Source organism: Nitrosospira multiformis (genome assembly GCF_900103165.1).
In the GTDB taxonomy this organism is placed as follows: Bacteria; Pseudomonadota; Gammaproteobacteria; order Burkholderiales; family Nitrosomonadaceae; genus Nitrosospira; species Nitrosospira multiformis_D.
Genome location: NZ_FNKY01000001.1, coordinates 462524 through 486181, shown reverse-complemented (window position 1 = coordinate 486181; position 23658 = coordinate 462524). Strand labels below are relative to the sequence as shown.

At 51.3% G+C, this 23658-nt stretch carries 31 protein-coding genes and 1 tRNA gene; 23 read left to right on the top strand and 9 right to left on the bottom strand.

From position 1 onward, the window contains the following. Nucleotides 1-8: 8 nt before the first annotated feature. From mutY to BLR00_RS02215, 3 genes are all read right to left on the bottom strand, one after another. Entirely contained in the window at nucleotides 9-1103 is a 1095-nt protein-coding gene (gene mutY / locus BLR00_RS02225; protein WP_074630609.1) for an A/G-specific adenine glycosylase, read from the bottom strand. A 22-nt stretch (nucleotides 1104-1125) separates the two neighbouring features. Then, on the bottom strand, nucleotides 1126-2634 hold the full coding sequence (locus tag BLR00_RS02220; RefSeq protein WP_074630608.1) for an AsmA family protein: 1509 nt from the start codon (nucleotides 2632-2634) through the stop codon (nucleotides 1126-1128). A gap of 13 nt (nucleotides 2635-2647) precedes the next feature. Then, nucleotides 2648-2721: transfer RNA gene (locus BLR00_RS02215), tRNA-Gly, on the bottom strand. A 242-nt stretch (nucleotides 2722-2963) separates the two neighbouring features. Here BLR00_RS02215 and thiS point away from each other — a divergent pair. From thiS to trmB, 3 genes are read left to right on the top strand one after another with little or no spacing between them, the layout of a single operon-like run. Beyond that, nucleotides 2964-3209, top strand: coding sequence for a sulfur carrier protein ThiS (thiS, locus tag BLR00_RS02210; RefSeq protein ID WP_074630607.1), 246 nt, complete (start codon nucleotides 2964-2966; stop codon nucleotides 3207-3209). Between the two features lie 5 nt (nucleotides 3210-3214). Then, complete coding sequence (locus BLR00_RS02205; protein WP_074630606.1) at nucleotides 3215-4015, top strand: thiazole synthase; 801 nt, start codon at nucleotides 3215-3217, stop codon at nucleotides 4013-4015. A 46-nt stretch (nucleotides 4016-4061) separates the two neighbouring features. Beyond that, entirely contained in the window at nucleotides 4062-4733 is a 672-nt protein-coding gene (gene trmB, locus BLR00_RS02200) for a tRNA (guanosine(46)-N7)-methyltransferase TrmB (RefSeq protein WP_074630605.1), read from the top strand. 36 nt (nucleotides 4734-4769) lie between these two features. On the opposite strand, the gene hemW is transcribed toward trmB, so the two are convergent. From hemW to rph, 3 genes are read right to left on the bottom strand one after another with little or no spacing between them, the layout of a single operon-like run. Further along, nucleotides 4770-5987: a radical SAM family heme chaperone HemW gene (gene hemW / locus BLR00_RS02195; RefSeq protein WP_074630604.1), complete on the bottom strand. Its 1218-nt coding sequence runs from the start codon at nucleotides 5985-5987 to the stop codon at nucleotides 4770-4772. A gap of 44 nt (nucleotides 5988-6031) precedes the next feature. Next, nucleotides 6032-6643 (bottom strand): RdgB/HAM1 family non-canonical purine NTP pyrophosphatase, encoded by a 612-nt coding sequence (rdgB, locus tag BLR00_RS02190; RefSeq protein WP_074630603.1) that lies wholly within the window; start codon nucleotides 6641-6643, stop codon nucleotides 6032-6034. Continuing rightward, the gene (gene rph / locus BLR00_RS02185; protein ID WP_074630602.1) at nucleotides 6640-7356 is read right to left on the bottom strand and encodes a ribonuclease PH; all 717 of its coding nucleotides are present in this window, start codon (nucleotides 7354-7356) and stop codon (nucleotides 6640-6642) included. Before rph ends, rdgB begins: the two co-directional genes overlap by 4 nt. A gap of 278 nt (nucleotides 7357-7634) precedes the next feature. Here rph and BLR00_RS02180 point away from each other — a divergent pair, with 278 nt between their 5' ends. From BLR00_RS02180 to BLR00_RS02125, 14 genes are all read left to right on the top strand, one after another. Then, nucleotides 7635-8501, top strand: a complete 867-nt coding sequence (locus BLR00_RS02180; protein ID WP_074630601.1) for a YicC/YloC family endoribonuclease — start codon at nucleotides 7635-7637, stop codon at nucleotides 8499-8501. A gap of 159 nt (nucleotides 8502-8660) precedes the next feature. Further along, the gene (locus BLR00_RS02175; RefSeq protein WP_256324026.1) at nucleotides 8661-9938 is read left to right on the top strand and encodes a tyrosine-type recombinase/integrase; all 1278 of its coding nucleotides are present in this window, start codon (nucleotides 8661-8663) and stop codon (nucleotides 9936-9938) included. Between the two features lie 84 nt (nucleotides 9939-10022). Next, entirely contained in the window at nucleotides 10023-10250 is a 228-nt protein-coding gene (locus BLR00_RS02170; RefSeq protein WP_074630600.1) for a hypothetical protein, read from the top strand. After that, nucleotides 10247-10426, top strand: coding sequence for a hypothetical protein (locus BLR00_RS02165; RefSeq protein WP_074630599.1), 180 nt, complete (start codon nucleotides 10247-10249; stop codon nucleotides 10424-10426). Before BLR00_RS02170 ends, BLR00_RS02165 begins: the two co-directional genes overlap by 4 nt. Before the next feature lie 116 nt (nucleotides 10427-10542). Then, nucleotides 10543-11169 (top strand): hypothetical protein, encoded by a 627-nt coding sequence (locus BLR00_RS02160; protein ID WP_074630598.1) that lies wholly within the window; start codon nucleotides 10543-10545, stop codon nucleotides 11167-11169. 154 nt (nucleotides 11170-11323) lie between these two features. After that, entirely contained in the window at nucleotides 11324-11542 is a 219-nt protein-coding gene (locus tag BLR00_RS02155) for a helix-turn-helix transcriptional regulator (RefSeq protein ID WP_074630597.1), read from the top strand. Continuing rightward, complete coding sequence (locus tag BLR00_RS02150; protein WP_081346619.1) at nucleotides 11539-11964, top strand: hypothetical protein; 426 nt, start codon at nucleotides 11539-11541, stop codon at nucleotides 11962-11964. Before BLR00_RS02155 ends, BLR00_RS02150 begins: the two co-directional genes overlap by 4 nt. Next, nucleotides 11961-12305 (top strand): hypothetical protein, encoded by a 345-nt coding sequence (locus tag BLR00_RS15955; RefSeq protein ID WP_081346618.1) that lies wholly within the window; start codon nucleotides 11961-11963, stop codon nucleotides 12303-12305. Before BLR00_RS02150 ends, BLR00_RS15955 begins: the two co-directional genes overlap by 4 nt. Further along, nucleotides 12302-13513, top strand: a complete 1212-nt coding sequence (locus BLR00_RS02145) for a YfjI family protein (protein ID WP_081346617.1) — start codon at nucleotides 12302-12304, stop codon at nucleotides 13511-13513. Before BLR00_RS15955 ends, BLR00_RS02145 begins: the two co-directional genes overlap by 4 nt. After that, nucleotides 13510-14016 carry a hypothetical protein gene (locus BLR00_RS02140; RefSeq protein ID WP_074630596.1) on the top strand — a complete coding sequence of 169 codons (507 nt, stop codon included), beginning with the start codon at nucleotides 13510-13512 and terminating at the stop codon, nucleotides 14014-14016. Before BLR00_RS02145 ends, BLR00_RS02140 begins: the two co-directional genes overlap by 4 nt. A gap of 225 nt (nucleotides 14017-14241) precedes the next feature. Beyond that, nucleotides 14242-14523 carry a hypothetical protein gene (locus BLR00_RS02135; RefSeq protein ID WP_074630595.1) on the top strand — a complete coding sequence of 94 codons (282 nt, stop codon included), beginning with the start codon at nucleotides 14242-14244 and terminating at the stop codon, nucleotides 14521-14523. Continuing rightward, nucleotides 14511-14678, top strand: a complete 168-nt coding sequence (locus tag BLR00_RS16575) for a hypothetical protein (protein WP_175443929.1) — start codon at nucleotides 14511-14513, stop codon at nucleotides 14676-14678. The genes BLR00_RS02135 and BLR00_RS16575 overlap by 13 nt, the downstream gene beginning before the upstream one ends. Next, nucleotides 14675-15049 carry a hypothetical protein gene (locus BLR00_RS02130; protein ID WP_074630594.1) on the top strand — a complete coding sequence of 125 codons (375 nt, stop codon included), beginning with the start codon at nucleotides 14675-14677 and terminating at the stop codon, nucleotides 15047-15049. The genes BLR00_RS16575 and BLR00_RS02130 overlap by 4 nt, the downstream gene beginning before the upstream one ends. Nucleotides 15050-15146: 97 nt before the next feature. Continuing rightward, nucleotides 15147-16289 (top strand): phage major capsid protein, encoded by a 1143-nt coding sequence (locus BLR00_RS02125; protein ID WP_074630593.1) that lies wholly within the window; start codon nucleotides 15147-15149, stop codon nucleotides 16287-16289. Nucleotides 16290-16748: 459 nt separating this feature from the next. On the opposite strand, the gene BLR00_RS02120 is transcribed toward BLR00_RS02125, so the two are convergent. Continuing rightward, complete coding sequence (locus BLR00_RS02120) at nucleotides 16749-17168, bottom strand: hypothetical protein (protein WP_143007618.1); 420 nt, start codon at nucleotides 17166-17168, stop codon at nucleotides 16749-16751. A gap of 35 nt (nucleotides 17169-17203) precedes the next feature. Then, nucleotides 17204-17731, bottom strand: a complete 528-nt coding sequence (locus tag BLR00_RS02115; protein ID WP_074630591.1) for a Panacea domain-containing protein — start codon at nucleotides 17729-17731, stop codon at nucleotides 17204-17206. A gap of 112 nt (nucleotides 17732-17843) precedes the next feature. Between BLR00_RS02115 and BLR00_RS02110 the strand changes: the two genes are divergently transcribed. Together BLR00_RS02110 and BLR00_RS02105 are read left to right on the top strand one after the other, a co-directional pair. Next, nucleotides 17844-18224 carry a hypothetical protein gene (locus BLR00_RS02110; RefSeq protein ID WP_074630590.1) on the top strand — a complete coding sequence of 127 codons (381 nt, stop codon included), beginning with the start codon at nucleotides 17844-17846 and terminating at the stop codon, nucleotides 18222-18224. Next, nucleotides 18221-18838: a hypothetical protein gene (locus BLR00_RS02105; RefSeq protein ID WP_074630589.1), complete on the top strand. Its 618-nt coding sequence runs from the start codon at nucleotides 18221-18223 to the stop codon at nucleotides 18836-18838. The genes BLR00_RS02110 and BLR00_RS02105 overlap by 4 nt, the downstream gene beginning before the upstream one ends. Nucleotides 18839-19488: 650 nt before the next feature. Here the strand turns inward: BLR00_RS02105 and BLR00_RS16570 are convergent. After that, nucleotides 19489-19653 carry a hypothetical protein gene (locus BLR00_RS16570; protein ID WP_175443926.1) on the bottom strand — a complete coding sequence of 55 codons (165 nt, stop codon included), beginning with the start codon at nucleotides 19651-19653 and terminating at the stop codon, nucleotides 19489-19491. 266 nt (nucleotides 19654-19919) lie between these two features. Here BLR00_RS16570 and trxC point away from each other — a divergent pair, with 266 nt between their 5' ends. The 4 genes from trxC (at nucleotide 19920) to BLR00_RS02085 (ending at nucleotide 23627) form a co-directional block, all read left to right on the top strand. Next, the gene (gene trxC / locus BLR00_RS02100) at nucleotides 19920-20351 is read left to right on the top strand and encodes a thioredoxin TrxC (protein WP_074630588.1); all 432 of its coding nucleotides are present in this window, start codon (nucleotides 19920-19922) and stop codon (nucleotides 20349-20351) included. A 47-nt stretch (nucleotides 20352-20398) separates the two neighbouring features. Next, nucleotides 20399-21025: a guanylate kinase gene (gmk, locus tag BLR00_RS02095; protein WP_074630587.1), complete on the top strand. Its 627-nt coding sequence runs from the start codon at nucleotides 20399-20401 to the stop codon at nucleotides 21023-21025. A 99-nt stretch (nucleotides 21026-21124) separates the two neighbouring features. Continuing rightward, entirely contained in the window at nucleotides 21125-21331 is a 207-nt protein-coding gene (rpoZ, locus tag BLR00_RS02090; protein WP_074630586.1) for a DNA-directed RNA polymerase subunit omega, read from the top strand. A 151-nt stretch (nucleotides 21332-21482) separates the two neighbouring features. Beyond that, a complete protein-coding gene (locus BLR00_RS02085; protein ID WP_074634080.1) occupies nucleotides 21483-23627 on the top strand; it encodes a RelA/SpoT family protein in 2145 nt (714 codons plus the stop codon). Nucleotides 23628-23658: the final 31 nt, after the last annotated feature.

Genomic DNA, 23658 nt, shown 5'->3' with positions numbered 1-23658 from the left:
GCGTAAAATCATCGTTGTTTTTCGAACGGCAATTGACCTGATTGCGGGTATCCATGTTGCAGAATCAATTTTCTGACCGGGGCGGGAATGGCCGCTTCCAGGGCGTCGTCAAGCATTATCCACATTGTCTCGTCTTGCTCCCGCGCCTGCATAACGGCGGGATAGGAAACGACTTGCAGCGGCCGCGGATGAATCCGTAGTCTGAAATGGGTGAAGGTATGATCCAATGGGGGCATGTGAGCCAGCGGCTTTACCTTCATTCCAAAGTGCTGCATACAATATGCGATGGCGTCTTCGCCCACCGGCATTTCGGGCAAGCACCATAGTCCGCCCCAAATCCCTGTGGCAGGGCGTTTTCCCAGCAGCACTTCGCCTTGCTTCATTAGCATCAACAGAACCGTTTCTTTTTCCGGTAGCGGCCTGCGGGGCCGGGAAACAGGAAGCCGAGCCACGCAGTCATTCCGCAAGGCGATGCAATCCTGCTGCAGCGGGCATGTCATGCACTTGGGTTGGCCGCGGGTGCAAACGGTTGCGCCCAGATCCATCAGTGCCTGAGTATAAATCTCTATCTGGTTACCTTCATAACTCTCCGGCAGTAGTTCTTCAGCTTTCCGCCACAGCAACAACTCATTCTTTCTTTCTCCGGGGTAGCCATCCACGCCGAAGCAGCGGGCAAAAACGCGCTTGACGTTGCCATCGAGTATGGCGCGTTGCTCTCCATAGGCGAACACCGCAATTGCGGCAGCGGTGGAGCGCCCAATGCCGGGGAGCTGTTGAATGACTTCGAAGTTTCGCGGAAATATGCCACCCTGATCTCTGGCGATCAAACGTGCCGCCTGATGCAGATTCCTTCCACGTGAGTAGTAACCCAGGCCGCTCCATAGCGCCAATACTTCATCCACAGAACTTGAGGCGACACTTTCGATATCGGGAAAGCGCTGCAGAAACCGCAGGTAATAGGGAATGACGGTGGTTACCTGCGTTTGCTGCAACATGATCTCGGAAACCCAGATAGCATACGGGTCGCGCGTGTTCTGCCAGGGAAGGTTGCTACGTCCATGGAGTTTTTGCCAATGGATCAGTTTGGCGGAGAAAGTAGACATGTGATGGGTCCGGTGCCCCTTCCTAAGGATTAATGTCGAGCTTCACGTTGGATGACTTGACGTTGGCGCCTTTCAGCAAACCGATGCGGATCGAACCCCGAACCTTCAGATCATCGAGCACAGATAAACCCAGCTGTTCCTTCAGGGTTTCTCCGCCTTCGATTTTTCCCGCTTGTTTTCCCGGTTTTTGTTGTTTTGGCAAAAAGCGATCCACATCCAATTGATCGATGTCCACTTCAAAATTGAAGGCTGGCTGGACAAAGCCCGTCGCTCCCAGTTGAGCCCGGATATTGCTATCCCCAAGCTTGCCGGTGAGATGAGCCTGTACGTTCTGCGACAAGCCGTCCACAGCAGCACTGCCCAGCAGATTACCGCTAATGCCGTTGCCGGGAATCTCCGGGCCATTGGCGCTGATAGCAGCGGTTAAGTCCGGCAGTTTCAATTGGCGGGTATCCAGGCTGCCGGTAAGTGGAGAAGCCAGCGAGGCCCTGACGGCCAGTTCCCCTTCCTTCGACTCCAGTTCAATGGTCAGCGCATTACTCTCGAAATCAGTTACGGTGCCCGCTACCCCTGAAAGGAAGAGTGTGCCGCTGGTGTTACCCTTAGGATGGGTCATTTTTGCCACTGCGGTTATTTTGTCGCCAGCCACTGTTTCTCCGGTGAGGCTCAAGCGCGGCGCGTCCAATTTGATGTCGAGATTATTCGTGCCGCTTGTTCCAGTGATGCTCAGCGTAATCTTGCTTGCGACGAATTCGCCGGCAGCCGGCCTGATAGACAAATCACCCCTGGAACGTACCACAAGATCATTGATTCCCTTAACGGCACCGTTGACCTCCAGATTCAGGCCATCCAGGGCGTAATACTGCTTATCGAAATCAGACGTTAATTCGAACTCCAGCCTGGCGGCCAGATCAGTCATTGGCTGACTGGATGGGTTGGTCTTGAACGCCAGTACCATCTTGTGTCGTATCGGGTTACCCTCCAAATGGGCGCGAGAACCGCTTTCGTCGACCCTGAGACTCAAGTCCCTGAATACGTATTGTTCCCCGCTGGCTTCATCATGCAACGCGAGCAGGGTTTTCTCTACCCGTACATGATCAATGCCGATTTTGAATTGTTCGGGTTCTTCGCTCTTGGCAATAAGATCGTCGATGTTTGTGCGGCCATCCTTGAAACGAATCAGATTGGCCTTGAGTCCACCGATAGCGACTTCATTGATCGCCAGTTGCTTTTTGAGCAATGGCATCAAGGCGAGGGACACAAAGATGTTCTCTACAGCGGCGAATTCCTTGTCACTGTTATATTCGCTTAAAGTGACATTACCGACCGTGGCGCCGATACTGGGGAAGAACGTGAGCTTGATATCACCATCGAGCCTGAGAGCACGCTGTTTTTTCTCCTTTACCAATTGGATGATCTGGGGCTTATAGGCATTGGGGTCGAAGATGGCGGCAATATAGATCACAAGGCCGGCCAGCAAAGTTGTTACGACGGCAAATACGATAAGTGCGTATCTGAGATACCGATTCATAGGCGGGAGAAGGTGGAGCGGGTGAAGGGAATCGAACCCTCGTCGTAAGCTTGGGAAGCTTCTGCTCTGCCATTGAGCTACACCCGCATTGATTGAATTATACGATGGAAACAGCTTTATGGGCGCTGTCGGCAATAAGAGAGCAATAAGAGGTGGCTTGTGCTGTCGCCCGTCTCACGGCTTCCCGGCGTCCTGGCAGAGCGAGTTTGTAGGGGAAGATACGGGCGTCATTTGTCGACTATGAGACTGCCCCACCGTATAATCTGTATTGCAACCCAAATCCGGCAGTTATTTTATCCAACGTGTATCCGTTTCCAGGCGGTTCTAGAATGATACAACTCATCATTAACGGGCAGCCCCAGCACTTTCCCGTGGTTCGCCAAACGCGATCGCTAAAAAGCGATCAGGATGACGAGACACTGAACATCACGCAATTGCTGGCGCACATGGCATTGCAGGGTAAGCGTATCGCCATCGAGCGCAACGGAGAGATTGTCCCGCGCAGCAAGTTCGACGAGCAGATTCTGACCGATGGAGACAGGCTCGAAATCGTGATCGCGGTGGGTGGGGGATAAGCCTTATGGATAACTTCATCATTGCAGGCAAGACATATTCCTCGCGGCTTCTGGTAGGTACCGGCAAATACCGGGATTTCGCCGAGACGCGTGCGGCGGTTGATGCCAGCGGCGCGGAAATCATCACGGTGGCGATCCGCCGGACTAACCTCGGCCAGAATCCTGGTGAGCCGAACCTGCTGGATGTGCTGCCGCCATCGCAATATACGTTCTTACCTAACACAGCCGGGTGCTACACCGTGGATGACGCGGTGCGCACCCTGCGCCTTGCGCGTGAATTGCTGGATGGCCACAGCTTGGTGAAGCTGGAGGTTCTGGGGGATCCGAAGACGCTCTACCCCAACATGGTCGAGACCCTCAAGGCGGCGGAAATCCTGATAAAAGAAGGTTTTCAGGTCATGGTTTATACTTCCGACGATCCTATTGCCGCTAAGCAACTGGAGGAGATCGGCTGTGTGGCGGTGATGCCGCTGGCTTCGCTGATCGGTTCCGGCATGGGGATTCTTAATCCGTGGAATTTGCAGATTATCATCGACAATGCCACTGTGCCGGTAATCGTCGATGCGGGTGTCGGCACGGCTTCGGATGCAGCTATCGCTATGGAACTGGGGTGTGATGGCGTGCTGATGAACACCGCTATTGCCGCGGCGCAAAATCCGGTACTGATGGCGTCCGCCATGAAAAAGGCGGTGGAAGCCGGGCGGGAAGCTTATCTGGCTGGACGCATGGCGAAAAAACTTTATAGCGCAAACCCCAGTTCTCCCGTCAGCGGCACTATCGCCAGCAGCAAAGACAAGGCCTCCTAACCCAAATTCCGACTCTCCAGTCTCCTGGGTCTATTCTTCCCTCTAAATGACAGAGCATCGTCCCATCCGCAGCTTTGTCCTTCGCCAGGGACGTGTTTCAAACGCCCAGCGCCGCGCGCATGAAACCCTGATGCCGAAATATGGCATCCCGTTTGCGGACGGTCTGCTCGATCTTGGTCAGGTTTTTGGCCGGAGCGCGCCGAAATTTCTGGAGATCGGTTTCGGTATGGGGGAGACTACCGCCACTATTGCCAAAGCCCATCCTCAATATGACTATCTCGCAATCGATGTTCATACGCCCGGCGTAGGCAGTCTGCTGAAGCAGATTGATGAGTCCGGATTAGTGAATGTACGCGTTATCCAGCATGACGCAGTGGAGGTACTGCAGCGGATGTTGCCTTCCGATTGTCTCGACGGCGTGCATATTTTTTTTCCTGATCCCTGGCCCAAAGCGCGCCACCACAAGCGGCGGCTGATACAGCCGGAATTCATCACGCTTCTTTGCCGGCATCTGAAACAAGGCGCTTATATCCATGCAGCGACCGACTGGGAAGATTATGCCGGTCAAATATTGGAGGTGTTGAGCAACGAATCGCAGCTCGCCAATACCGCGATTGACCATGCCCCGCGTCCGGAATACCGGCCGTTAACCAAGTTTGAACAGCGCGGATTGCAGCTGGGACACGGCGTGTGGGATCTGGTATTTAGAAGAAAATAGGGAGGCACAAAAAACAGAGAAGCGCTATACGTTCCTTTATTCCGGCAAGAAGATTTGCAGCAAATCATTCAAAAATCGCCTGCCGGCGAGAGTGGGCGTGATTCGCAGGTAATCGCGCGTTATCAGGTACCGCCGCTCCGCCTCATCAAGTTGTTGCTGGATACTGTCAATGGACAGACCCGTGCGCTCCACGAACATTTCCGGAGCGAAACCCCCAGTGAGGCGCAGTGCGTTCATCATGAATTCGAATCCCCTGTCGTTTCGCTCTACTTCATGCTGTTCCATGATGGGTGAGTCAAAAGCCGTCATGTCCGGCGAAGTTTTGGCAAGATAATCCCTGGGTTGCTTATAGCGCATCTGGCGCACTATTCTATCGGCAAAGCTTATTTTGCTGTGTGCACCCGCACCAATCCCGAGATAATCGCCGAACAGCCAATAATTCATATTGTGGCGCGATTCCCGCCCAGGCTGGGCGAATGCCGAGGTTTCGTAATTCAGGTAGCCGCCCTGAGCAAGCGTTTGCTCGATCATTATCTGCATTTCCGCCGACAAATCGTTATCCGGTAGCGGCGGTGGATAGCGATGAAACAACGTATTCGGCTCCAAGGTAAGATGATAAGCGGATATATGCGTAACGCCGCACGCAGCCGCGGTTTCAATATCGTTCTGGGCTTCTTCCATTGTCTGATGCGGGAGTGCGTACATCAGATCAAGGTTCACATTGTCAAAATTCTCTCGGGCAATTTCAATCGCGCGATGCGCCTCGCTGCCGTCGTGTATTCGCCCCAGCGATTGGAGATGCCTGGGGTTGAAGCTTTGAATGCCGATGGACAAGCGATTGATTCCCGCAGCACGGAAATCAGCGAATTTTTTTACCTCAAACGTTCCGGGATTGGCTTCCAGTGTCACTTCGGCGAAATGCTCCAGCGGCAGCAAGGCCCTTACCGCGGTGAGGATCGCATCAATGGAGCGGGCGCTAAACAGACTGGGTGTGCCGCCACCAAAAAATACACTCGTTACGCTACGCCCCCAGACCTGCGGCAGCGCCGTTTCCAGATCGCGGATCAGCGCAGTCACATAATCCGCCTCCGGCATATTGACGTTTCCACCACGAACTTCATGGGAATTGAAATCGCAATAGGGACATTTCTTCATGCACCACGGAATATGGATATAGAGACTCAGCGGGGGCAGCGATCCCAGTCTCGGAGATTGGACGCCCGGCATGGATGCGGGAGGAATGATTGCCGTCATATCGATTAAGACAACAAATTGAAGGCGTGGTGATCAGCTACGATTCAAGATGTCTCTTCTTTGATGCATTCAGCGAGCCGCGCCAGCGCTTTGCCGCGATGGCTGAGTCGATTTTTCTGCTCCATTGGAAGTTCCGCTCCGGTTTTACCCAAATCCGGGAGAAAGAAATAGGGATCGTAACCGAACCCTTCCTCACCGCGAGGTTCCAGTATGATTTCGCCATGCCAGGCGCCGTCGGCAATGATGGGTTGCGGATCATCGGCGTGGCGTACCAGCACTATGACACAGTAATAGTGAGCCCTGCGATCGGGCTGATTTCTTAGCACATCGACCAGCTTATGATTATTCCGCTCGTCCGATTTAGGCTCCCCCGCATAGCGCGCTGAATAAACGCCCGGCCCGCCGTTCAAGGCATTCACGCAAATGCCGGAATCATCCGCCAGCGCCGCCAGTCCGGACGATTTACTGGCATGGCGCGCCTTGGCGAGCGCATTCTCGACGAATGTGCAATAAGGCTCCTCGACTTCCGTGATGTTGAAAATGGACTGCGGCAACACCTCAATTCCCAGGGGCTCGAGTAAGTGGCGGATTTCCCGCAGTTTGCCGGCGTTGCCGCTGGCGATCACGAGTTTTTGTATTTTCGCGGCCTGGTTCATTTCGCCAGTGCCGCTTTTTGAATCTCGATTAGATCCTGTATCCCATGCTGCGCCAGGTCCAGCATGGCGTTCAGGTCTTGCCGGCTGAACGAGACCCCTTCAGCGGTGCCCTGCACCTCCACCAGGCCGAAATCGCCAGTCATCACGACATTCATGTCGGTATCGCAACAGGAATCTTCCAGATAATCCAGATCAAGCACCGGCACGCCCTCATAGATGCCGACCGAGATGGCGGCGACATGCGTCAATATCGGTGTGGCCTGTATCAATTGCCGCTGCAGCAGTTTTTCCACCGCGTCATGCAGCGCCACAAACGCTCCAGTAATGCTGGCGGTACGGGTGCCGCCATCGGCCTGGATTACGTCACAGTCAATCTGGATAGTGCGCTCGCCGAGCTTGGTCAGGTCCACGACTGAACGCAGTGCGCGCCCGATCAGGCGCTGGATTTCCATGGTACGGCCGGATTGCTTGCCTTTGGCCGCCTCGCGTTGCATTCGCTCATGAGTGGAGCGCGGCAACATGCCATATTCCGCTGTGAGCCAACCCTGACCCTTACCTCTAAGAAAGGGAGGTACTTTTTCGTCCAGGCTGGCGGTGCACAATACCTTGGTGTCGCCGCACGCGATCAGCACCGCACCTTCGGCATGCCGGGTGTAATGCCGGGTGATTTCAATAGGGCGGAGTTGAGTTGGAGTGCGATGGCTGGGGCGCATGATTATGGCAAATCCTTTAAGGGTAGTGGTGTCGGCAGAGCGTTCGCCGGTGGCGCACCGGTACAATCATCCTATTCTTACCCGGCCGCCTTTTTTTGCTTGGGTTCTTTAACCCGAATGTTTCATAAATTGATGCGTGTTAATGTATGAAACATCCGGATTAGTCCGACAGGCCGCTAGGCACGAGCGCGTTGTGGCATAATCCGCGATGATGGCGTGTGATATGCGCCACATCTATTATTTTAACGTATTAAGGACCCGCCGGTGGTTAAGTTAGCATGATCTACAGCATGACCGGCTATGCGGCGGTTGCGAAGGAAGTGCCCCGTGGTTCCCTGAACCTGGAGCTGCGCTCCGTCAATAATCGTTACCTTGACATTCAGTTCCGCCTGCCTGACGAACTCCGTTTGCTTGAGGCAAAAATGCGTGAGTTTCTGACAGCCAGGTTGAGCCGGGGAAAAGTCGAATGCCGCTTAAGTTTTTCCCGGCTCGTGAGTGCGGAAGATCCGCAGCATATCAATGCCAATTTATTACAAAAATTGCTGGAATTAGACCGTGCCGTCAGGGTGGCGTTGCCGGATGCGCGGGGTCTCGAAGTGGCCGACATACTTCGCTGGCCTGGGATATTGGGTGCAGATTCCCTACCTGCGGAAAGTTTGGGCGAGTCTTGCATGGAATTGCTATGCACTGCTCTGGATGAGTTTGCCGCAGCACGTGCCCGCGAAGGTGAGAAACTTAAAGCGATGCTGCTTGAGCGTCTCGGCAAGATGCGCCATCTGGTGGCCGAAGTATCGCCGCGTATCCCCGCATTGCTTGTGGCTTTCCAGGAAAAGATCAAGTCCCGATTAAGCGAGGCCATGATAAATCAGGATGATGATCGCATCCGTCAGGAATTGTTGCTATTTACCAGCAAGATCGATGTGGACGAAGAGCTATCCCGCTTGCAGACTCACCTGGATGAAGTGGAACGAGTCCTGTCGAGCGGGGGAGCAATCGGCAAGCGTCTGGATTTTTTGATGCAGGAACTCAATCGCGAAGCCAACACGATAGGTTCAAAATCCGTGGATGTGGAAGTATCGAAGATTTCCCTGGAACTCAAAGTACTGATCGAGCAGATGCGGGAGCAGGTACAGAACATTGAATAGTGATTCTTGCAGAATCACTGGGTATCAAAGGATCAATGAAAACCGCTAGCCATGCGGTTTTTTCGTATCATGCCGTTGCATTTCATTTCAAGTAAGCTCATAATTCATGTGTACCTCTGAGTGTACTACCATCAACCGGTGGTGCAGTTTTGGTTGTACATGCAATCAAAGGGCAACATGGGCACGCTAAGCGACATAGACATACGCAACTGGATAAAGGCGGGCGAGCATTTCGACATGCGCGGCGATGGGGATGGGCTGTACCTATCCTATCGTGAAAACTTTGCTATTCCTGTTTGGCGCCTTCGTTATCGCTTTGCCGGGAAGCCTCGCATAATGAACATGGGTAGCTATCGTGACCTGTCCCTCGCCGATGCTCGACGTAAGGCAAAAGAGCTGCGGGCTCGCGTAGCAATGGGGTATGACGTTGCAGGCGAAAAACAGCAACGCAAGGGCGAGGCCCGCGCCAAGATCGAAGCTGACAAGAACGCCTATACAGTGGCCCAATTAGCCGATGAGTATTTTGAGCGAATGATTGTAGGCCGCTGGAAGCACCCAAACATCGTACGTGCTCGGATCGAGAAGGACATCAAGCCCGCTATCGGTAGCCTTAAGGTTGAGGATGTAAAGCCGCGGCACATTGATGACATTCTGAAAGCCGTAATAAAGCGTGGCGCACCTTCCATATCCAATGACGTGCTGCGCTGGCTCAAGCGCATATTCAACTATGCCGTTAAGCGGCATGCTATCGAATACAATCCGGCAGCTGCCTTTGATCCGGGCGATGCGGGTGGCAAGGAAAAAAGCCGCGAACGCTGGTTAACGGGTGCGGAGCTGGTGCGGCTCTTTGCTGCCATGCAAGAAGCAAATGGGTTCAGTGTAGAGAATGGCTTAAGCATTAAATTATTGCTGCTGCTGGCAGTGCGTAAAAGCGAGCTGATAGCCGCCAAGTGGTCAGAGTTCGATTTAGATCAGGGTGTGTGGTATTTGCCTGCTGAGCGTACAAAGACCAGCTCAGCCATTGATATACCGCTGCCTGATGTTGCAGTAGAGTGGTTGCGGGAGCTTGAGCGTTTATCGTGTAGCAGCAAATGGGTATTGCCTGCGCGCAAGATGCAAGACCGCATGCTGCCACATATCGCGGAAAGTACCTTGAGTGTTGCTCTCGCGAAGATCAAGCATGGATTAGACCGCTTTACTATTCATGATCTACGCCGTACAGCACGCACCCACTTGGAAGCTTTGGGCGTAGTACCGCACATTGCGGAGCGCTGCCTGAATCACAAGATCAAAGGTGTTGAAGGAGTTTATAACCGGCATGACTATTTCGAGGAGCGAAAGGCTGCGCTGAATGCGTGGGCCGCGCTATTGATACAGTTTGAGCAAGGACACACTGATAAGGTGATCCTGCTTAGAAAGAGCAAGACCGTGACTTGACGGAATTCAGGTAAGCGGGGCGAAAGGTGCTGGACACACCAGACGTCCCTAACCACAACGCAACCTATCTAGGAGGTACGCATCATGGCTAACGCCAATTCTACACCTGTTTCAGATAAAACCCTTGATGCTCGGGATTTACTCGAGGAAGCAAGTCATATTGCAAAGTTTATCCAAGGCGTATCGTTAAATCATGAGATTCACTTAGAGCCCGGCGAAGTAACAGGGTTTTATTTCATCTTGCAGGATTTAATTGGGCGAATCGATAAAGCCAACTTGCTGTTGGATGACCGCGAAGAGGTGCAAGCATGAGCACCGATTATGAAAATGCGATGAAAGATGCCGAGCGTGGGATCGTAGCGTTAGAGGCAACATATGGAATTGAGGCATTAGCGATATTGGCAACCACCGCGCTGGAGGACAACGAAGACGGGAGAAGTGGTGTGGGCAACGAAAGAAGTATTGAAGAGTATCGTGCGGCTCAATAGCATCATCATGAGCGCTATAGGAGACATGGGCGAAACTACCGAAGAATTAAAGGCAAGATTAAATTAACCACAAATAACCGCCTCGATTTCGGGGCGGTCCTTCTTGGAGGGCGTGTATGGACAGTTGGGATTTCTTGCGGTTACGCGCTGCAACGCTACATGATCTTCACCAGTTTGTACCGGAGAATTATTACGGCTCACTTCCATCATATGAAGTCGAAAGTTGGAAGCTTGATTATGAGCTTGGCAAGAAACTTCTGTTTTCCTCGTCCCATCTAGGAATAACAGCGAGGCAACGCTGCGCCGGCGATCTGCTAATGCGGCTTGGCCTTTGTGGTGCGGTTGCGGCTTCGCTAGAGCTATTTGAAGACGAGGACACTCGCAATGATGCGAAACAAAAGCTCGCGCTGATGGAGGCCGAATTACCTGAATTCGTGCGACTTTACGCTGAGTATCTATCGAAAGATGAAGCAAAGCCTTTGTTAGCAATATTAGCAAAGAAATCAGAGACGAAAGCTATTGGTGCCTGGCCGTGGGGTGGCTACGAAACTGCCTTACTGAGAAAGCTGGCACTAGCGGTTGAAAGTCTATGGAATCTTTACGATCCATCTGATCCATCGACGGCCCCAACTAATGAGCAGGTGGAAGACTTTCTAAAAAAGCGGGGCGTGCCAGATCGAACAGCTGAAATTATGGCTACTATTTTACGAGCGGACGGCTTGCCACGTGGTCGACGCAAATAGAACCCCGCGCCCATTGAACCCAATACCAGTAAGGATTGCAGGCTTATTCTTGATTTACTGCGCCCATCACCCGCGGTGTTCTGCGCCTATTTCTTTGCCATTTTTCCATGCAAGCTTCACACCGTACCAAGTCACTTCATAAGGAAAATACGGAATGAATAACAATTCAAACTTCGGCAAGCTCCCAGCCTCGGGATACATTCGCCAGTCGCAATTAATACCAGCCATCGTGCCGTTCTCTTCTGCAACGCTCTGGCGCAAGGTAAAAACCAAGGAATTTCCGGCGCCGGTCAAGCTATCCGCTCGAATTACGGCATGGGATGTGAACTCCATTCGTTCCTGGCTGGAATCAAAATCAGAGAAGGGGGAATGATGACCTTCAGAAACGAAAACGCCCCGGCGGGAACCAGGGCGTCATTTGAAACAAAATTGAATCCTGATTATAAACAAATGCCAGCCTATGGCAAGCAGTTTATGGCAATGCGGCAATCAGGAAAAATACCAGGTAACAGAGTAATGGTGACATTCGATTGGGATCTGGGGAAAGCTTATCCACGCATCGTAATCGCCGACGACACGCCAGCAGACCAGTTGAATTTTAATTATCTCGCCGGTCTCGCGGTGCAGGTTGTCTACCGCCGCAAAGATGCGCACCGCGTGAGCGGTGTGATCAACGCAATCCTGAAAGTCAATCCCTCCTGCCTTGCGACCTTTGCCCTTGATCTGGTGGATACCGGTAACGCCCCGGTGCTCATAAAGCCCTACCAGGAAATTCAAATAGCGGAGGCCGCATGATAAATGCGATGCAAGCGAGGGACACAACTCTTGAAGCACAAGCCGCTTTCATAGCTATAACGAAACCACCAATCGAGATAAAGATTCCCCGGCCCGAGCCCCTTCCTACGCTTCCTGGTGTATCGCCATTCGACTATTCCTATCTGCCGGATGCGCTACGCGATTATGTGCGGGATATCTCGGAACGGATGCAGTGTCCCCCAGACTTCGCAGCGGTGGGCGTAATGGTAATGATGTCCACAATCACCGGTCGTAAGATTGGCATACGCCCCATGCGCAATAACGATTGGACAGTGATCCTAATCTCTGGGGTGCTGTTGTGGGCAATTCCGGCGTCATGAAAAGTCCCACATTGAAATCAGCGTTATCTCCAATTAAGAAACTACAGGCAACGGCTTTCGATGTCTTCAATAAGGCCAAAGCAGAATACGACACACAAACTGAACTTGCCAAGCTGCAACAGTCGGTAAACAAAACAAAGGCGCGTGAATCGTTAAAAAAGAGTGACACTGCCGATGTTTCGAAATTGCTGCAATCCAGTGAGCCAGACCATGCGCCCATCCTGAAACGCTACATTACCAATAACGCCAGCTATGAGGCCTTGGGGGAATTGTTGATGGAGAACCCAAACGGCTTACTAGTGGAGGCCGACGAAATAGTAGGGCTCTTGAAACAACTTGATGCAAGCGGCCAAGAGGTTGCGAGATCGTTTTATCTGACCGCTGCTGATGGGGATGCGCCCTACACCTTCGACCGGATCATGCGCGGCAAGGGATTGCATATTGATGCGCTGTGCCTTTCGATCATTGGCGGCATCCAACCTGGCGTATTAGCGGAATATGTACGCCAAGCGACCGGCGGAGGCGCGGGGGCGGATGGACTGCTGCAGCGTTTTGGATTGGTAGTGTATCCCGACATTTCCCCCACCTGGAAAGAAGTAGACCGCTATCCAAATAGCGCGGCGCGGGAGACGGTGAACATGGTTGCCGAAAGATTGGATAACTTAAACCCAACCGAGATCGGTGGGGAAGGTGATCTGTATGGCAATGTTCCATTCCTCCGCTTTGACAATGCGGCGCAAGCACTGTTTTCAGAATGGCGCTCAGCACTGGAACACAGATTAAGGTCGGGCGAAGAGCATCCGGCTATCGTGTCGCATCTATCGAAATATCGAAAGCTGGTCCCTTCGCTGGCACTGATAAATCATCTATGTGATACCAGGCATGGCCCTGTGACGGAAGCGGCTCTGCTTCGTGCTATTGCCTTCAGTGAGTATCTTGAAAGCCACGCGCAGCGAATATACAGCTACGCCACCCGGCCGGATATAGACGCAGCAAAAACGCTTCTCAAGCGATTGGCCGGCGGCAAGTTGCCAAATCCGTTCAAGGCCCGTGATATCTCCCAGAAGGGCTGGGCAGGGCTCGAGAACCCGAGCAAGACGCAATCCGCAATCAATCTGCTGCTGGAGTATCACCACTTAACCGAAGAAGAGATAACCACAGGCGGACGACCAACAACGCATTATCACTGGATCAAGGGGGCACTATGAGCGCATACCTTGCAAGGCTGAAACAGTTCGAAAGAGAAAAAAATTATCTATATACCCCTGAGATAGAACCTTCAAAACCCTCAAAAGCACCTTTTGAACCTTTTGAGGGGAACATTTCAGGGGATATATCAGAAAATATATTTGTTGCGGAAGAGGACGAAACTGTCGCTCGTGTCGCAACTGGCAGTGTCGCAAACCCATGGAGGGATGAAGCCGAAGAGCTAAAGGAAGAAGGCAGACATCAGCATGTATTGGAAATGCTCAGCAATAACCCGATGCTCAAATATGCAGTATTGATGGATCACGCTACCACGGACCCGGTACTGGTAACGGTGGGCATTCGAGGGCTAGCAGTATTCGATATGCAAATCCCGAAGGCCAATTACGATGGGATTGCCTTGCTTCAGGTAATCGAGCAATACAGCACTAAGGCTAACCCCTTACCTGAAGAGAAAGAATGCAGCCAAGCGCATCCTAGCGAGCAGCAAAGGAAGGCAGCATGACAGGCGATAGCTATGGGGCATACCCTTTCTTTAGGGTGCTCATATGGAAACCGTTCGCCAAGTCATTTATTCACACAGCCAGTTCAGAAAAACAGGTTTTTCAGCACCGTGTATGTATAGGTACATGCGGGGGCTATTCATTGTCTGGCGCGGCTTTCAGGGAAACCGTACGTTTAAGTTTCCAACCATAAAACGTAACAAAAAAAGTTTTTTTAAAGGAAAAAAATGAGTAATCCAGAAATAGACAAAGAAATCATGAGCACCCTTGAGAACGCTACTGGCGTTTATCAGCAGGTGATCGATTTAATGATGATAGCAATCCGCAAGAACAGGCCGGACGCAGCGAAGGATATTGATGACATAGTCAATGCGGGGTTAGCCAGACTTATCTTGCAGGCTGACGCTAAAGGGATGGAACTGTATGCGATCGATAAAGATAAGCAGGTTATTGGCGGGTGCCTGCTCGCATATCGCAGAGGAGAGGAGAGCGAACGATGGGTAAATTGAACGGGCTTGGCCGGACTTTCTTTTCTTCCATGATCAAGGGTGCCAAGCGCAGCGATGCGCTGAGGAAAAGGAAAATCGAGAAAGAGCTTAGAGAAATGGGATTCTCGCGCATGAAGTCCAAGATGAAAGTTGCCGACTTGGACAATGGAAGGTGAGCATATCCCGCTACATTGAGACCTCATTACCACCGGGCCCGGAAAGAGATCAGATTATTGGATTGGTCAACCTGGGCTTGTCATTCCAGCAACAACAGAATAAGGGGCGCCGGCCCGGCCCCTTGAAAGCATATCTTTTAAAGCTGATTCAGAAAATTGACGGCCCGGTAAGCTTCGATAGGCTGCTGGAAGAATTGGAGCTTGAAGCTGTACGACGCGATATGCACGGCACAGCTGCAAGCCCGATTGAGCAGGTAAACCGCGTATGGGCAATCGTCACATACCACCATCCCAGAAATGGCCGGCAGCAACTCACATTCAAGACCATCCGAAACAAGCTTACCTGGTGCAAATTAAATCAAAATAAATAATTCCCTGCTACGGCTAAACAGGGAATAACTCTTTGTAAATTATAATATACTCAGAATTTACTGAGTAATACGATGACATTTACAAGGAGTTTATCAGATGTACGATTCAACTGAACTAAAAGATTTATTGGTCGGGCAAGGCAAGGCGTTTGATGAATTCAAGAGCGCGCAGAATGAACGCTTCAAAAACCTTGAGAGCGAACTCAACGAATTCGCCAAGAAAGCGGGACGGCCTGGCGCATCCTATGATGACGGCGGGAGCACACTGGAATCTAGAGAACACAAACAGGCGTTTCTGGGTTACATGCGGTCCGGTAAAGAGCGTGACCTGGAATTAAAGGGAATGGCGACGAATGACGATCCGAACGGGGGTTATCTTGTTCCGGAAGAAATCGACACCACTATCTCGAAGGCGTTGCGCGAACTCTCCCCGATGCGCCAGCTTGCACGGGTTGTGCCGGTTAAAACTGGTAACTTTTCCATGCTGCACAGCGTTGGCGGGACGGATTATTCATGGGTAGGTGAAAAGACCGATCGGCCAGAGACGGGTGGCCCTGGCTTCCGCATGCTTACCCCGGCAATGGGTGAGATATACGCGAGCCCGGCTATTACCCAAAACCTGCTGGATGATAATAATTTTGGCTTGGAGGAATGGCTCGTTGATGAACTTGCTGAAGCATTCGGAGAGGGTGAAGGCATCTCGTTTATTAACGGCAATGGCACAAATAAGCCGAGAGGCATTCTGACGTATGACATTGCGAGCACCGCGGACGGCACTCGCTCGGAATCAGCGCTTCAATATGTCGCCTCTGGTGGGGCTGGAGCGTTCGCCGCCTCCAATCCTTCAGACAAGCTCATCAAGCTGGTGCATTCGCTGAAACCCCGCTATCGCATCAATGCAGCCTGGACGATGAACACCAATACGCTGGAACAGATCCGGACCTTCAAGAATCAGCAAAATGATTACATCTGGAAGGCTGGACTTGAAGCGGGGCAACCTCCGACGCTACTTGGTTACCCGGTATATGAGGATCAAAACATGCCGGATATTGCATCCGACAGTCTCTCCATTGCGTTCGGGGATTTCAAGCGTGGGTATGTGATAGTTGACCGCAGCTCGTCCATGTTACGCGATCCGTTTACTGCCAAGCCTCACGTATTGTTTTATAGCACCCGGCGTGTGGGTGGCGGTATGCGTGATTTCCGAGCTATCAAGCTGATGAAGTTCGCCAGCAGCTAATGATTTTCATTGGCGTGTATCAGTAAGTGCGCCCGATCAGTTGGCCAGTCCGATAACCCCAACCGCCTGCAGCAATCCAACTCTTAGTTGCGTGGTAGGCATAACCCTCAGCTCAAAAGGCTGGGGGTTTTTAGCATGTGGGGCAGCCAATGCCACCTAGACCTAAATCTATTTGTCGTGTTCAAGGCTGCAATGCCCTCACCAACATGCCCGGCTACTGCACCAGGCATGAGTATCTAAAGCCAAAGGCATGCCAATGATCAAATGCTTATGTTCGGCTAAACCCCTCCCCGGAGGGTCATTCTTTGGGACTCGCGCCCTTGGACACCGTGTGCTATCCCACGCAGACAAAAAATCCCATTTTTCAAAAGAATTCAAATGGCAGGTGTGAAAGGTAAGAGTGGCGGGCCGCGCAAGAACTCCACGGCTCACATACCCAAAATGAAAAGTTGAATATGGCTACAGAAAGAGAAGAATCTGGCGCTTCTCGGAGGCGGTCAATGTGGTAGCAGATTTGATCGCGGCTAGGATCTGTTCTCTTATTTCGGCGGTGACGTTACCTTTGAAAGAAGACATATCGGAAATTAATTCCTGAATTACCTCCTCACGTCGAAGTTTTACAATCTCGTGGCAAGCCAAGTAGGAGTCGTGTGTTAGGAAAGTATGGCTTGCGGCGTCAATCGCTACCTGACTTCTGTACAAATGCTCTCGGTTGCGGATAAAGGGGTGAATTTCGCTATTGGCAATAAAGTACCAATATTCCGAATCGTCTTCGGCGATTAGCACTAAAAATTTTGGTTTGGTTTTCTGAGGAAATTTAACCTGTATCCGAATTACACAACCTGATACAAGCCTTTCTAAAACAAATGCACGGCGCATTTCTGGTGGGAATGCATTCCCGAGCCGCGGCATTATTAGTGTGAGCGTAGGTAAGAAATAATCTCCGAACCGTTAGGTAGGGTGCTGGCAATCTTTTCCAACGAAATAGACTCATTTTCGCCTGTTTGTTCCCAAGCGGTATCGTGAGTAATATCAGTAAGCTCTCCAAATGACTTATCGCCATACGCGTCAATGGTTTCGCAAATACAAGCCATCTCAGACTGGGCTAATAAATCGGTGTTTGCTCTTCGTTTTGGCGCAATGTATCTTCCACTTCGGACTTTGAAGGCATCTTTAATGATTCCATCCCAATCCACATCGATAGTTTCGCGTTTAGCAGCGACTTTCATCATATTATAGATTGCGGAAGGGACGGGGCCGTATTCCATCGCGACGTATCGGTCGCCGCAAATAAGACGTCCGAAATCTTGAAGATGCTTTTTGTCAGCAAGATAAAGAATTTTCGATATGCTGTGCAGAGTCGCAGCATGAAGACCCTCAGCGATCAGCAAAATCGCCTCAAGTGCCTTATCTCGATCAAAATTTTTGGAGTGAACACTCATAGTATTAATTATAGTCCAAGAATATTACATTAGCGAGGGAACCTCGCCATCCTTGATATAAAGCTCATCAGTGGATAGGATTAGTAAAAAACTAATACAAATTAAAGATAGCATGCAAGCACTTGATTGGTTCACGATCGGTAGAGTAGGACTTCTATATGACCTTTTTGGAGCATTGATTCTTGTCTGGGGATACATGCTTCAAGGCAAAAAAGAATTTCAAGAAGCAATTGCGTTTCCGGGACCGGACGTTCCTATACAGCCCGTTACGACCAAGTTTGACTCGATAGTCGGTTTAACTTTTATCATGTTGGGATTTTCGGGACAGCTCGCCGGCACTGATAGTGATGCGGAGGCGGTGTTCTCGTCATGTCGGGGCTGCGCTATATCAGCGCTTATAGTTCTAATTGTTGGAGGAGGCAGCTACCTGCTTTTCCGAAAAATTCTGTTTGCTCACTATATCGCGTATATCAATAAAGGTGGGCCCAAGTGAGTTTTCCTGAAGTATTTTCCATTTTAAAGGATATTTTGGTAGGCATTGCTGCCGCCACAACAGCTGTTGTGGCGGTGAAAGGTTTGAGAAGCTGGAGCCGCGAACTTAAAGGGAAGGCAGAATTCGAGGCAGCGCGCGGTCTCGCCCTCGCAACTTATAAATTGCGCGATTCGCTCCGCGACTGCAGATCCCCACTGTATCTAGTATCTGAGCTTGCAGATTACAATCCCGCCGCTTGGAGTGGTCCCAACCAAGAAGAGGCTGATCAGTTTGCTTATATTTATGAAAACCGCTTTGCTCCGGTATTGACTGCTGTTCAACAGTTTGATTCCTATGTGCTTGAAGCGGAGGCTCTGTGGGGATCAAAGATTAAGTCGAAAACAGATCAACTTCGTGCATGTGTCCAAGAATTGAATAGTGCAATGGCGGCTGATATTGCTAATAAGAGGAGCCAAGGCGAAGACTTTAAAAGCGATCGCGATTTTGCGAAACAAACAAAAGAAAAAGTAACTTATTTACCGGATGATGAAACCAACGTATTCAGTAAACGTGTTCGTAATGCAGTTGAGCAAATCGAAGGCCAACTCCTGCCACATCTCCGGCGCAATAACTAACTGGTGATCCAGAGGTCTGTGTGTACCCATACGTGTACACCTAGAAAAGATTGAGTATCAAATAATAAGTATCCATAAGGCTTTAAACGATCTACTTCACATTCAGGTACATATCGAATGACCTTTTACAAAGAATAAGACAGTCTCAATGTTCAGCAGGCAGACCAGACACTTCTGGTTCGGTTAATACTTGGGTTCAGCACAGCCGATCCACCATTAAGAAATTGGCCCCAATTTCTTAATGTCATTCCGTGCCTTATAGCAATCGAAACCCCGTGGTCGAAATTACTGCCATTCCCACAAGAGAAAATACAATGGTCCAAAGCAGGAATCGGACAGTCGCCCTTGTTGTTGGCCAAAGGCCGTTTTCTGGCTTATTTTCTTCCTCCATCTTCTTAATCCTCCGTTACGGAAATTCTACCATTTGCATTAACGGATATTTTGTTGCCATCTATAAATAATCGAGACGACGGAGTGCGTGGATCAAGGCCAGTTCAGGGTTAGACTCCAATTTTTTGCTGGCGTGCGTAGATTTTATCCAGAATTCTTTCCATTAACTATTACGTGTAATATCGTGCCATCTTCCCGAGGTGCGGAATTGTAAAAGCCGCTGACCACGCGGCTTTTACATTGCATGTCGTGCAGTTCGATCAGTATTGTTTCTCCGGAACCACGATAACCTTCTCAGTGGTGCCGGATTGACCCTGAGGTCCTTGGGGTCCTTGTGGTCCGGGAGAGCCTTTGGAGCCAATCGCTATACATCCACTCAGTCCGGTGAAGATGAGCACTACAGCAAACAGTTTTAAGTTTTTCATTAGGCCTTCCTTTTTTTAGTAGTTAGTCTGATACCCATGGAAGAAGATAACCTACTGTCGAGTTTGTCACTGTTTGTTATCGCACATTCAGCAGTTTTTTATTCCATATTATGCATAAATCGTTGAGAATCGCCTGGTTACTCTGCTGCTGATAACGGTTCGCGGGATGGAAGTGGTCTCGCTGCCCACCTTGCTTCTAAGCGCGGTACTCGCGGATTTCAAAGATGAGGTAGAATCTTTCAATCCCATCAGACCGGGAATTTTTCATGAGCGACTCCTTGCATCTTGTCTGTCCACACTGCCAGGCGATTAACCGCGTACCCGTCGCACGGTTGGACCAGCAACCCAATTGCGGACAATGCCACCAGCCATTGTTCACCGGTCATCCGGTAGAGTTAACCGCCCCTACATTTGGCAGACAGCTCGAGCGTAACGATATTCCAGTATTGGTAGATTTCTGGGCGCCCTGGTGTGGGCCTTGCCAAATGATGGCACCAGCTTTCGTGCAGGCAGCGGGTATACTGGAGCCGCATGTCCGCCTGACAAAGGTCAACACCGAGGCTGAGCCGGCGCTAGGTGCGCAATACCATATTCGCAGCATTCCGACGCTTGCTTTATTCAGGAACGGGCGCGAGGTTGCGCGGCAGTCCGGTGGCATGACGGCTCAGGATATTGTGCGCTGGGTTCATTCCCGCTAGCGTGAACCAGACGGCAACTTGCCACACTTTGGAAAAACTACTGCAAAATGACGCCAGGTAATTTATTCATTATCAGCGCTCCCTCGGGCGCCGGAAAAACCAGTCTGGTTAAGGCATTGCTTGAAACCGGCATCGACCTGCGCCTGTCGGTTTCATACACCACGCGGCCAGCGCGCCCCGAAGAAGTCGATGGGCGTGATTACCATTTTGTAAGCCAGGAAGTTTTCGAGCAGCGGCTAAAACAGGGTGAGTTCCTGGAAAGTGCTGAAGTTTACGGGAATTTCTATGGAACCTCGCAGAAATGGATAAATGAAACCACCTTATCGGGACACGATATTCTGCTGGAGATCGACAGCCAGGGTACGCAACAGGTGCGATGCGTCTTTCCCGATGCGGTGGGAATTTTTGTTCTGCCGCCCTCACCGGAGGCACTGGAAACACGCTTAAGGCAGCGGGGTCAGGATAGCCTGGAAGCCATCACGCGGCGCCTTGCAGCTGCTCATCAGGAGATGGCTCATGTGAGTGAATATGATTATGTTATCATCAACGAGAAACTGGGCACGGCATTGCAGGATTTGATCTGTATCGTACACGCTGAGCGCTTGAAAATATCGAGGCAACTCGATCGCCATCGTAACCTGATAACGCAATTCGGAAGAATGCCTGTTCCATAAAGGAGAGTTTTTTGATCTTTCTGCACCTCCCGGACTTCGGGATGAAGAGTCAAAGTCAATTCATTTTATACCGTTATTCCTGATTTCTGGAGCAATACTATGGCACGCATTACCGTTGATGATTGTTTAAAAAGAATTCCCAACCGTTTCGATATGACCCTGGTCGCAACCATTCGAGCAAGGCAGCTCTCCATCGGCGGGAGCCCTATGGTGGAACCCGCACGGGATAAGCCTACTGTGATAGCGTTGCGTGAACTAGCCCAGGGAAAGGTTGGAATAGAAATTCTTACTAGTGTCCCACTTTAATTTTTCCGGAAGCATATCTATACTAGAATCTGGTTGAAATCAATGGTCAACCCAAGGTATCTACAGCTGGATTTATAGACTGTCATGAGGATGCTGCCATCCTGAGATGCCCGTACCGCTGGGCCTATCACAGTGAATGAAGGAAATTACCATGCGAGCACGAGGTTTGCCGGACCCCTCTGCTACTTTACCCGAGGCGGATTTCCTGTTTGGCGAATTATCCGGCTATCTCAAGCCGGAGGACATTTCTGAGCTTCAGAACGCCTACCTTTTCAGCCAAAGCGCCCATTCCGGGCAGTTCCGAAAATCCGGTGAACCTTACATTTCTCATCCGCTTGCGGTAGCCGGCATTCTCGGAAAATTACGCCTCGATCCCCAGACGCTGACCGCCGCGTTGTTACACGACGTGATGGAGGACACTCACGTCTCCAAGGCCGAGATCAGCGACAGATTTGGCAAGCCGGTTGCCGAGCTGGTGGATGGGGTTTCCAAGCTCGACAAGATCGAATTCCAGACCCATGCGGACGCCCAGGCGGAGAATTTTCGCAAGATGCTCCTGGCGATGGCACGCGATGTGCGCGTCATACTCATCAAATTGGCGGACCGGTTACACAATATGCGCACGCTGGAAGCGATGCGGCCCGAGAAACGGCGCCGCATCGCCCGCGAAACCATGGAGATCTATGCGCCTATCGCCAATCGGCTGGGACTTAACAATATCTACCAGGAGCTGCAGGAGCTCAGCTTCCGTTACCTTTTTCCCACACGTTACCGAGTACTGACCAATGCCACCAAGGCGGCGCGAGGAAACCGGCGCGAAGTGGTGACCAAAATCCTGGATTCCATCAAGCAGCGCCTGCAGGCCGCGGGACTGGATGCGGAGGTGACTGGACGTGAAAAACAGCTTTACAGTATCTATAAGAAAATGGCGGAGAAGCACCTTACGTTTTCCGAGGTGCTCGACATTTACGGTTTTCGCGTTATCGTCAAGGATGTGCCCTCTTGCTACATAGCGCTGGGCGCATTGCACAGCCTGTACAACCCTATTCCTGGCAAATTCAAGGACTATATCGCAATTCCCAAAGCAAACGGTTACCAGTCCTTGCATAACACGCTATGGGGACCCTACGGCACACCCATTGAAGTGCAGATCCGCACCGCCGACATGCATCGGATAGCGGAGGCCGGCGTCGCTTCACACTGGCTCTATAAGAGCACCGATGCCGATCTTAATGATCTGCATATGAAAACTCATCAGTGGCTGCAAAGCCTGCTGGAGACACTGAGTGACTCCACCGATTCTCTGGAATTTCTGGAACATCTCAAGGTTGACCTGTTTCCCGGTGAAGTCTATGTATTTACGCCCCAAGGCAAGATATTGGCACTGCCGAAGGATGCTACGGCGGTGGATTTCGCCTACGCGGTGCACACTGACATCGGCGACTGCTGCGTGGCTGCGAAAATAAACGGTGAGAATGCGCCATTGCGCACCCATCTCAGAAGTGGCGATCGCGTGGAGATTGTCACTGCGTCACATGCAAAACCCAATCCCGCCTGGCTGAATTACGTGGTTACCGGCAAGGCGCGCTCGCATATCCGCCGTTTTCTCAAGACCATGCAATACGAAGAGTCGGCGAAACTGGGGGAGCGCTTGCTGAACCAGGCTTTAATGTCGCTCAAGATTGATCCGCAGACAATAAGCGAGACGCAGTGGGAGAAGCTGGCACGTGAGAGCAGTGCCAAATCCAGAAAGGATTTACTGGCGGACATGGGATTGGGCATGCACCTGCCGGCAGTCATCGCAAGGCGCCTGGCATCGCCGGGAGAATCCGCTTCCGGAGCAAATGGGGGTAACGGTGTTATCACTATACTGGGCACCGAGGGCATGGCGGTCCAATTCGCCAAATGCTGCCGCCCGATCCCGGGGGATCCCATTGTCGGTTTCATCAAGAAAGATCAGGGATTGGTGATTCATATCCATGATTGCCCGGTAATCTCCAAAAACCGGGGTAATTCGGACAATTGGCTGGACGTGGCATGGGGCAAAGGAATTGCCAGGCATTTCGAGGTCAGTATCAGAACAGTGGTAGCCAATCAGCGCGGTGTACTGGCAAGGGTGGCGGCGGCAATCGCCGAGGCCGGTTCCAACATTGACAATGTGGCCATGGAAGGGGATGGCGCCTATACAACCATGAACTTCATGCTACAGGTCCGTAACCGCTATCACCTCGCACAAGTCATGCGTAGTTTGAGGCGTATTCCGGAAGTGGCGAAAATCACTCGTATGAAAGGCTGAGTCACTGAAATTTGCTTCAATCGCACAGGCG

Coding starts and splice junctions, on each gene's coding strand:
- BLR00_RS02180 (WP_074630601.1), top strand. CDS start 7,635: ATGATCTACAGCATGACCGGCTATGCGGCGGTTGCGAAGGAAGTGCCC.
- BLR00_RS02150 (WP_081346619.1), top strand. CDS start 11,539: ATGATGACCTTCAGAAACGAAAACGCCCCGGCGGGAACCAGGGCGTCA.
- rpoZ (WP_074630586.1), top strand. CDS start 21,125: ATGGCACGCATTACCGTTGATGATTGTTTAAAAAGAATTCCCAACCGT.
- rph (WP_074630602.1), bottom strand. CDS start 7,356: ATGCGCCCCAGCCATCGCACTCCAACTCAACTCCGCCCTATTGAAATC.
- BLR00_RS02175 (WP_256324026.1), top strand. CDS start 8,661: ATGCAATCAAAGGGCAACATGGGCACGCTAAGCGACATAGACATACGC.
- BLR00_RS02085 (WP_074634080.1), top strand. CDS start 21,483: ATGCGAGCACGAGGTTTGCCGGACCCCTCTGCTACTTTACCCGAGGCG.
- BLR00_RS02125 (WP_074630593.1), top strand. CDS start 15,147: ATGTACGATTCAACTGAACTAAAAGATTTATTGGTCGGGCAAGGCAAG.
- trxC (WP_074630588.1), top strand. CDS start 19,920: ATGAGCGACTCCTTGCATCTTGTCTGTCCACACTGCCAGGCGATTAAC.
- hemW (WP_074630604.1), bottom strand. CDS start 5,987: ATGACGGCAATCATTCCTCCCGCATCCATGCCGGGCGTCCAATCTCCG.
- BLR00_RS16570 (WP_175443926.1), bottom strand. CDS start 19,653: ATGAAAAACTTAAAACTGTTTGCTGTAGTGCTCATCTTCACCGGACTG.
- BLR00_RS02120 (WP_143007618.1), bottom strand. CDS start 17,168: ATGCGCCGTGCATTTGTTTTAGAAAGGCTTGTATCAGGTTGTGTAATT.
- BLR00_RS02205 (WP_074630606.1), top strand. CDS start 3,215: ATGGATAACTTCATCATTGCAGGCAAGACATATTCCTCGCGGCTTCTG.
- trmB (WP_074630605.1), top strand. CDS start 4,062: ATGACAGAGCATCGTCCCATCCGCAGCTTTGTCCTTCGCCAGGGACGT.
- BLR00_RS02170 (WP_074630600.1), top strand. CDS start 10,023: ATGGCTAACGCCAATTCTACACCTGTTTCAGATAAAACCCTTGATGCT.
- mutY (WP_074630609.1), bottom strand. CDS start 1,103: ATGTCTACTTTCTCCGCCAAACTGATCCATTGGCAAAAACTCCATGGA.
- gmk (WP_074630587.1), top strand. CDS start 20,399: ATGACGCCAGGTAATTTATTCATTATCAGCGCTCCCTCGGGCGCCGGA.
- rdgB (WP_074630603.1), bottom strand. CDS start 6,643: ATGAACCAGGCCGCGAAAATACAAAAACTCGTGATCGCCAGCGGCAAC.
- BLR00_RS02160 (WP_074630598.1), top strand. CDS start 10,543: ATGGACAGTTGGGATTTCTTGCGGTTACGCGCTGCAACGCTACATGAT.
- BLR00_RS02115 (WP_074630591.1), bottom strand. CDS start 17,731: ATGAGTGTTCACTCCAAAAATTTTGATCGAGATAAGGCACTTGAGGCG.
- BLR00_RS16575 (WP_175443929.1), top strand. CDS start 14,511: ATGGGTAAATTGAACGGGCTTGGCCGGACTTTCTTTTCTTCCATGATC.
- BLR00_RS02145 (WP_081346617.1), top strand. CDS start 12,302: ATGAAAAGTCCCACATTGAAATCAGCGTTATCTCCAATTAAGAAACTA.
- BLR00_RS02220 (WP_074630608.1), bottom strand. CDS start 2,634: ATGAATCGGTATCTCAGATACGCACTTATCGTATTTGCCGTCGTAACA.
- BLR00_RS02165 (WP_074630599.1), top strand. CDS start 10,247: ATGAGCACCGATTATGAAAATGCGATGAAAGATGCCGAGCGTGGGATC.
- thiS (WP_074630607.1), top strand. CDS start 2,964: ATGATACAACTCATCATTAACGGGCAGCCCCAGCACTTTCCCGTGGTT.
- BLR00_RS02140 (WP_074630596.1), top strand. CDS start 13,510: ATGAGCGCATACCTTGCAAGGCTGAAACAGTTCGAAAGAGAAAAAAAT.
- BLR00_RS15955 (WP_081346618.1), top strand. CDS start 11,961: ATGATAAATGCGATGCAAGCGAGGGACACAACTCTTGAAGCACAAGCC.
- BLR00_RS02155 (WP_074630597.1), top strand. CDS start 11,324: ATGAATAACAATTCAAACTTCGGCAAGCTCCCAGCCTCGGGATACATT.
- BLR00_RS02110 (WP_074630590.1), top strand. CDS start 17,844: ATGCAAGCACTTGATTGGTTCACGATCGGTAGAGTAGGACTTCTATAT.
- BLR00_RS02135 (WP_074630595.1), top strand. CDS start 14,242: ATGAGTAATCCAGAAATAGACAAAGAAATCATGAGCACCCTTGAGAAC.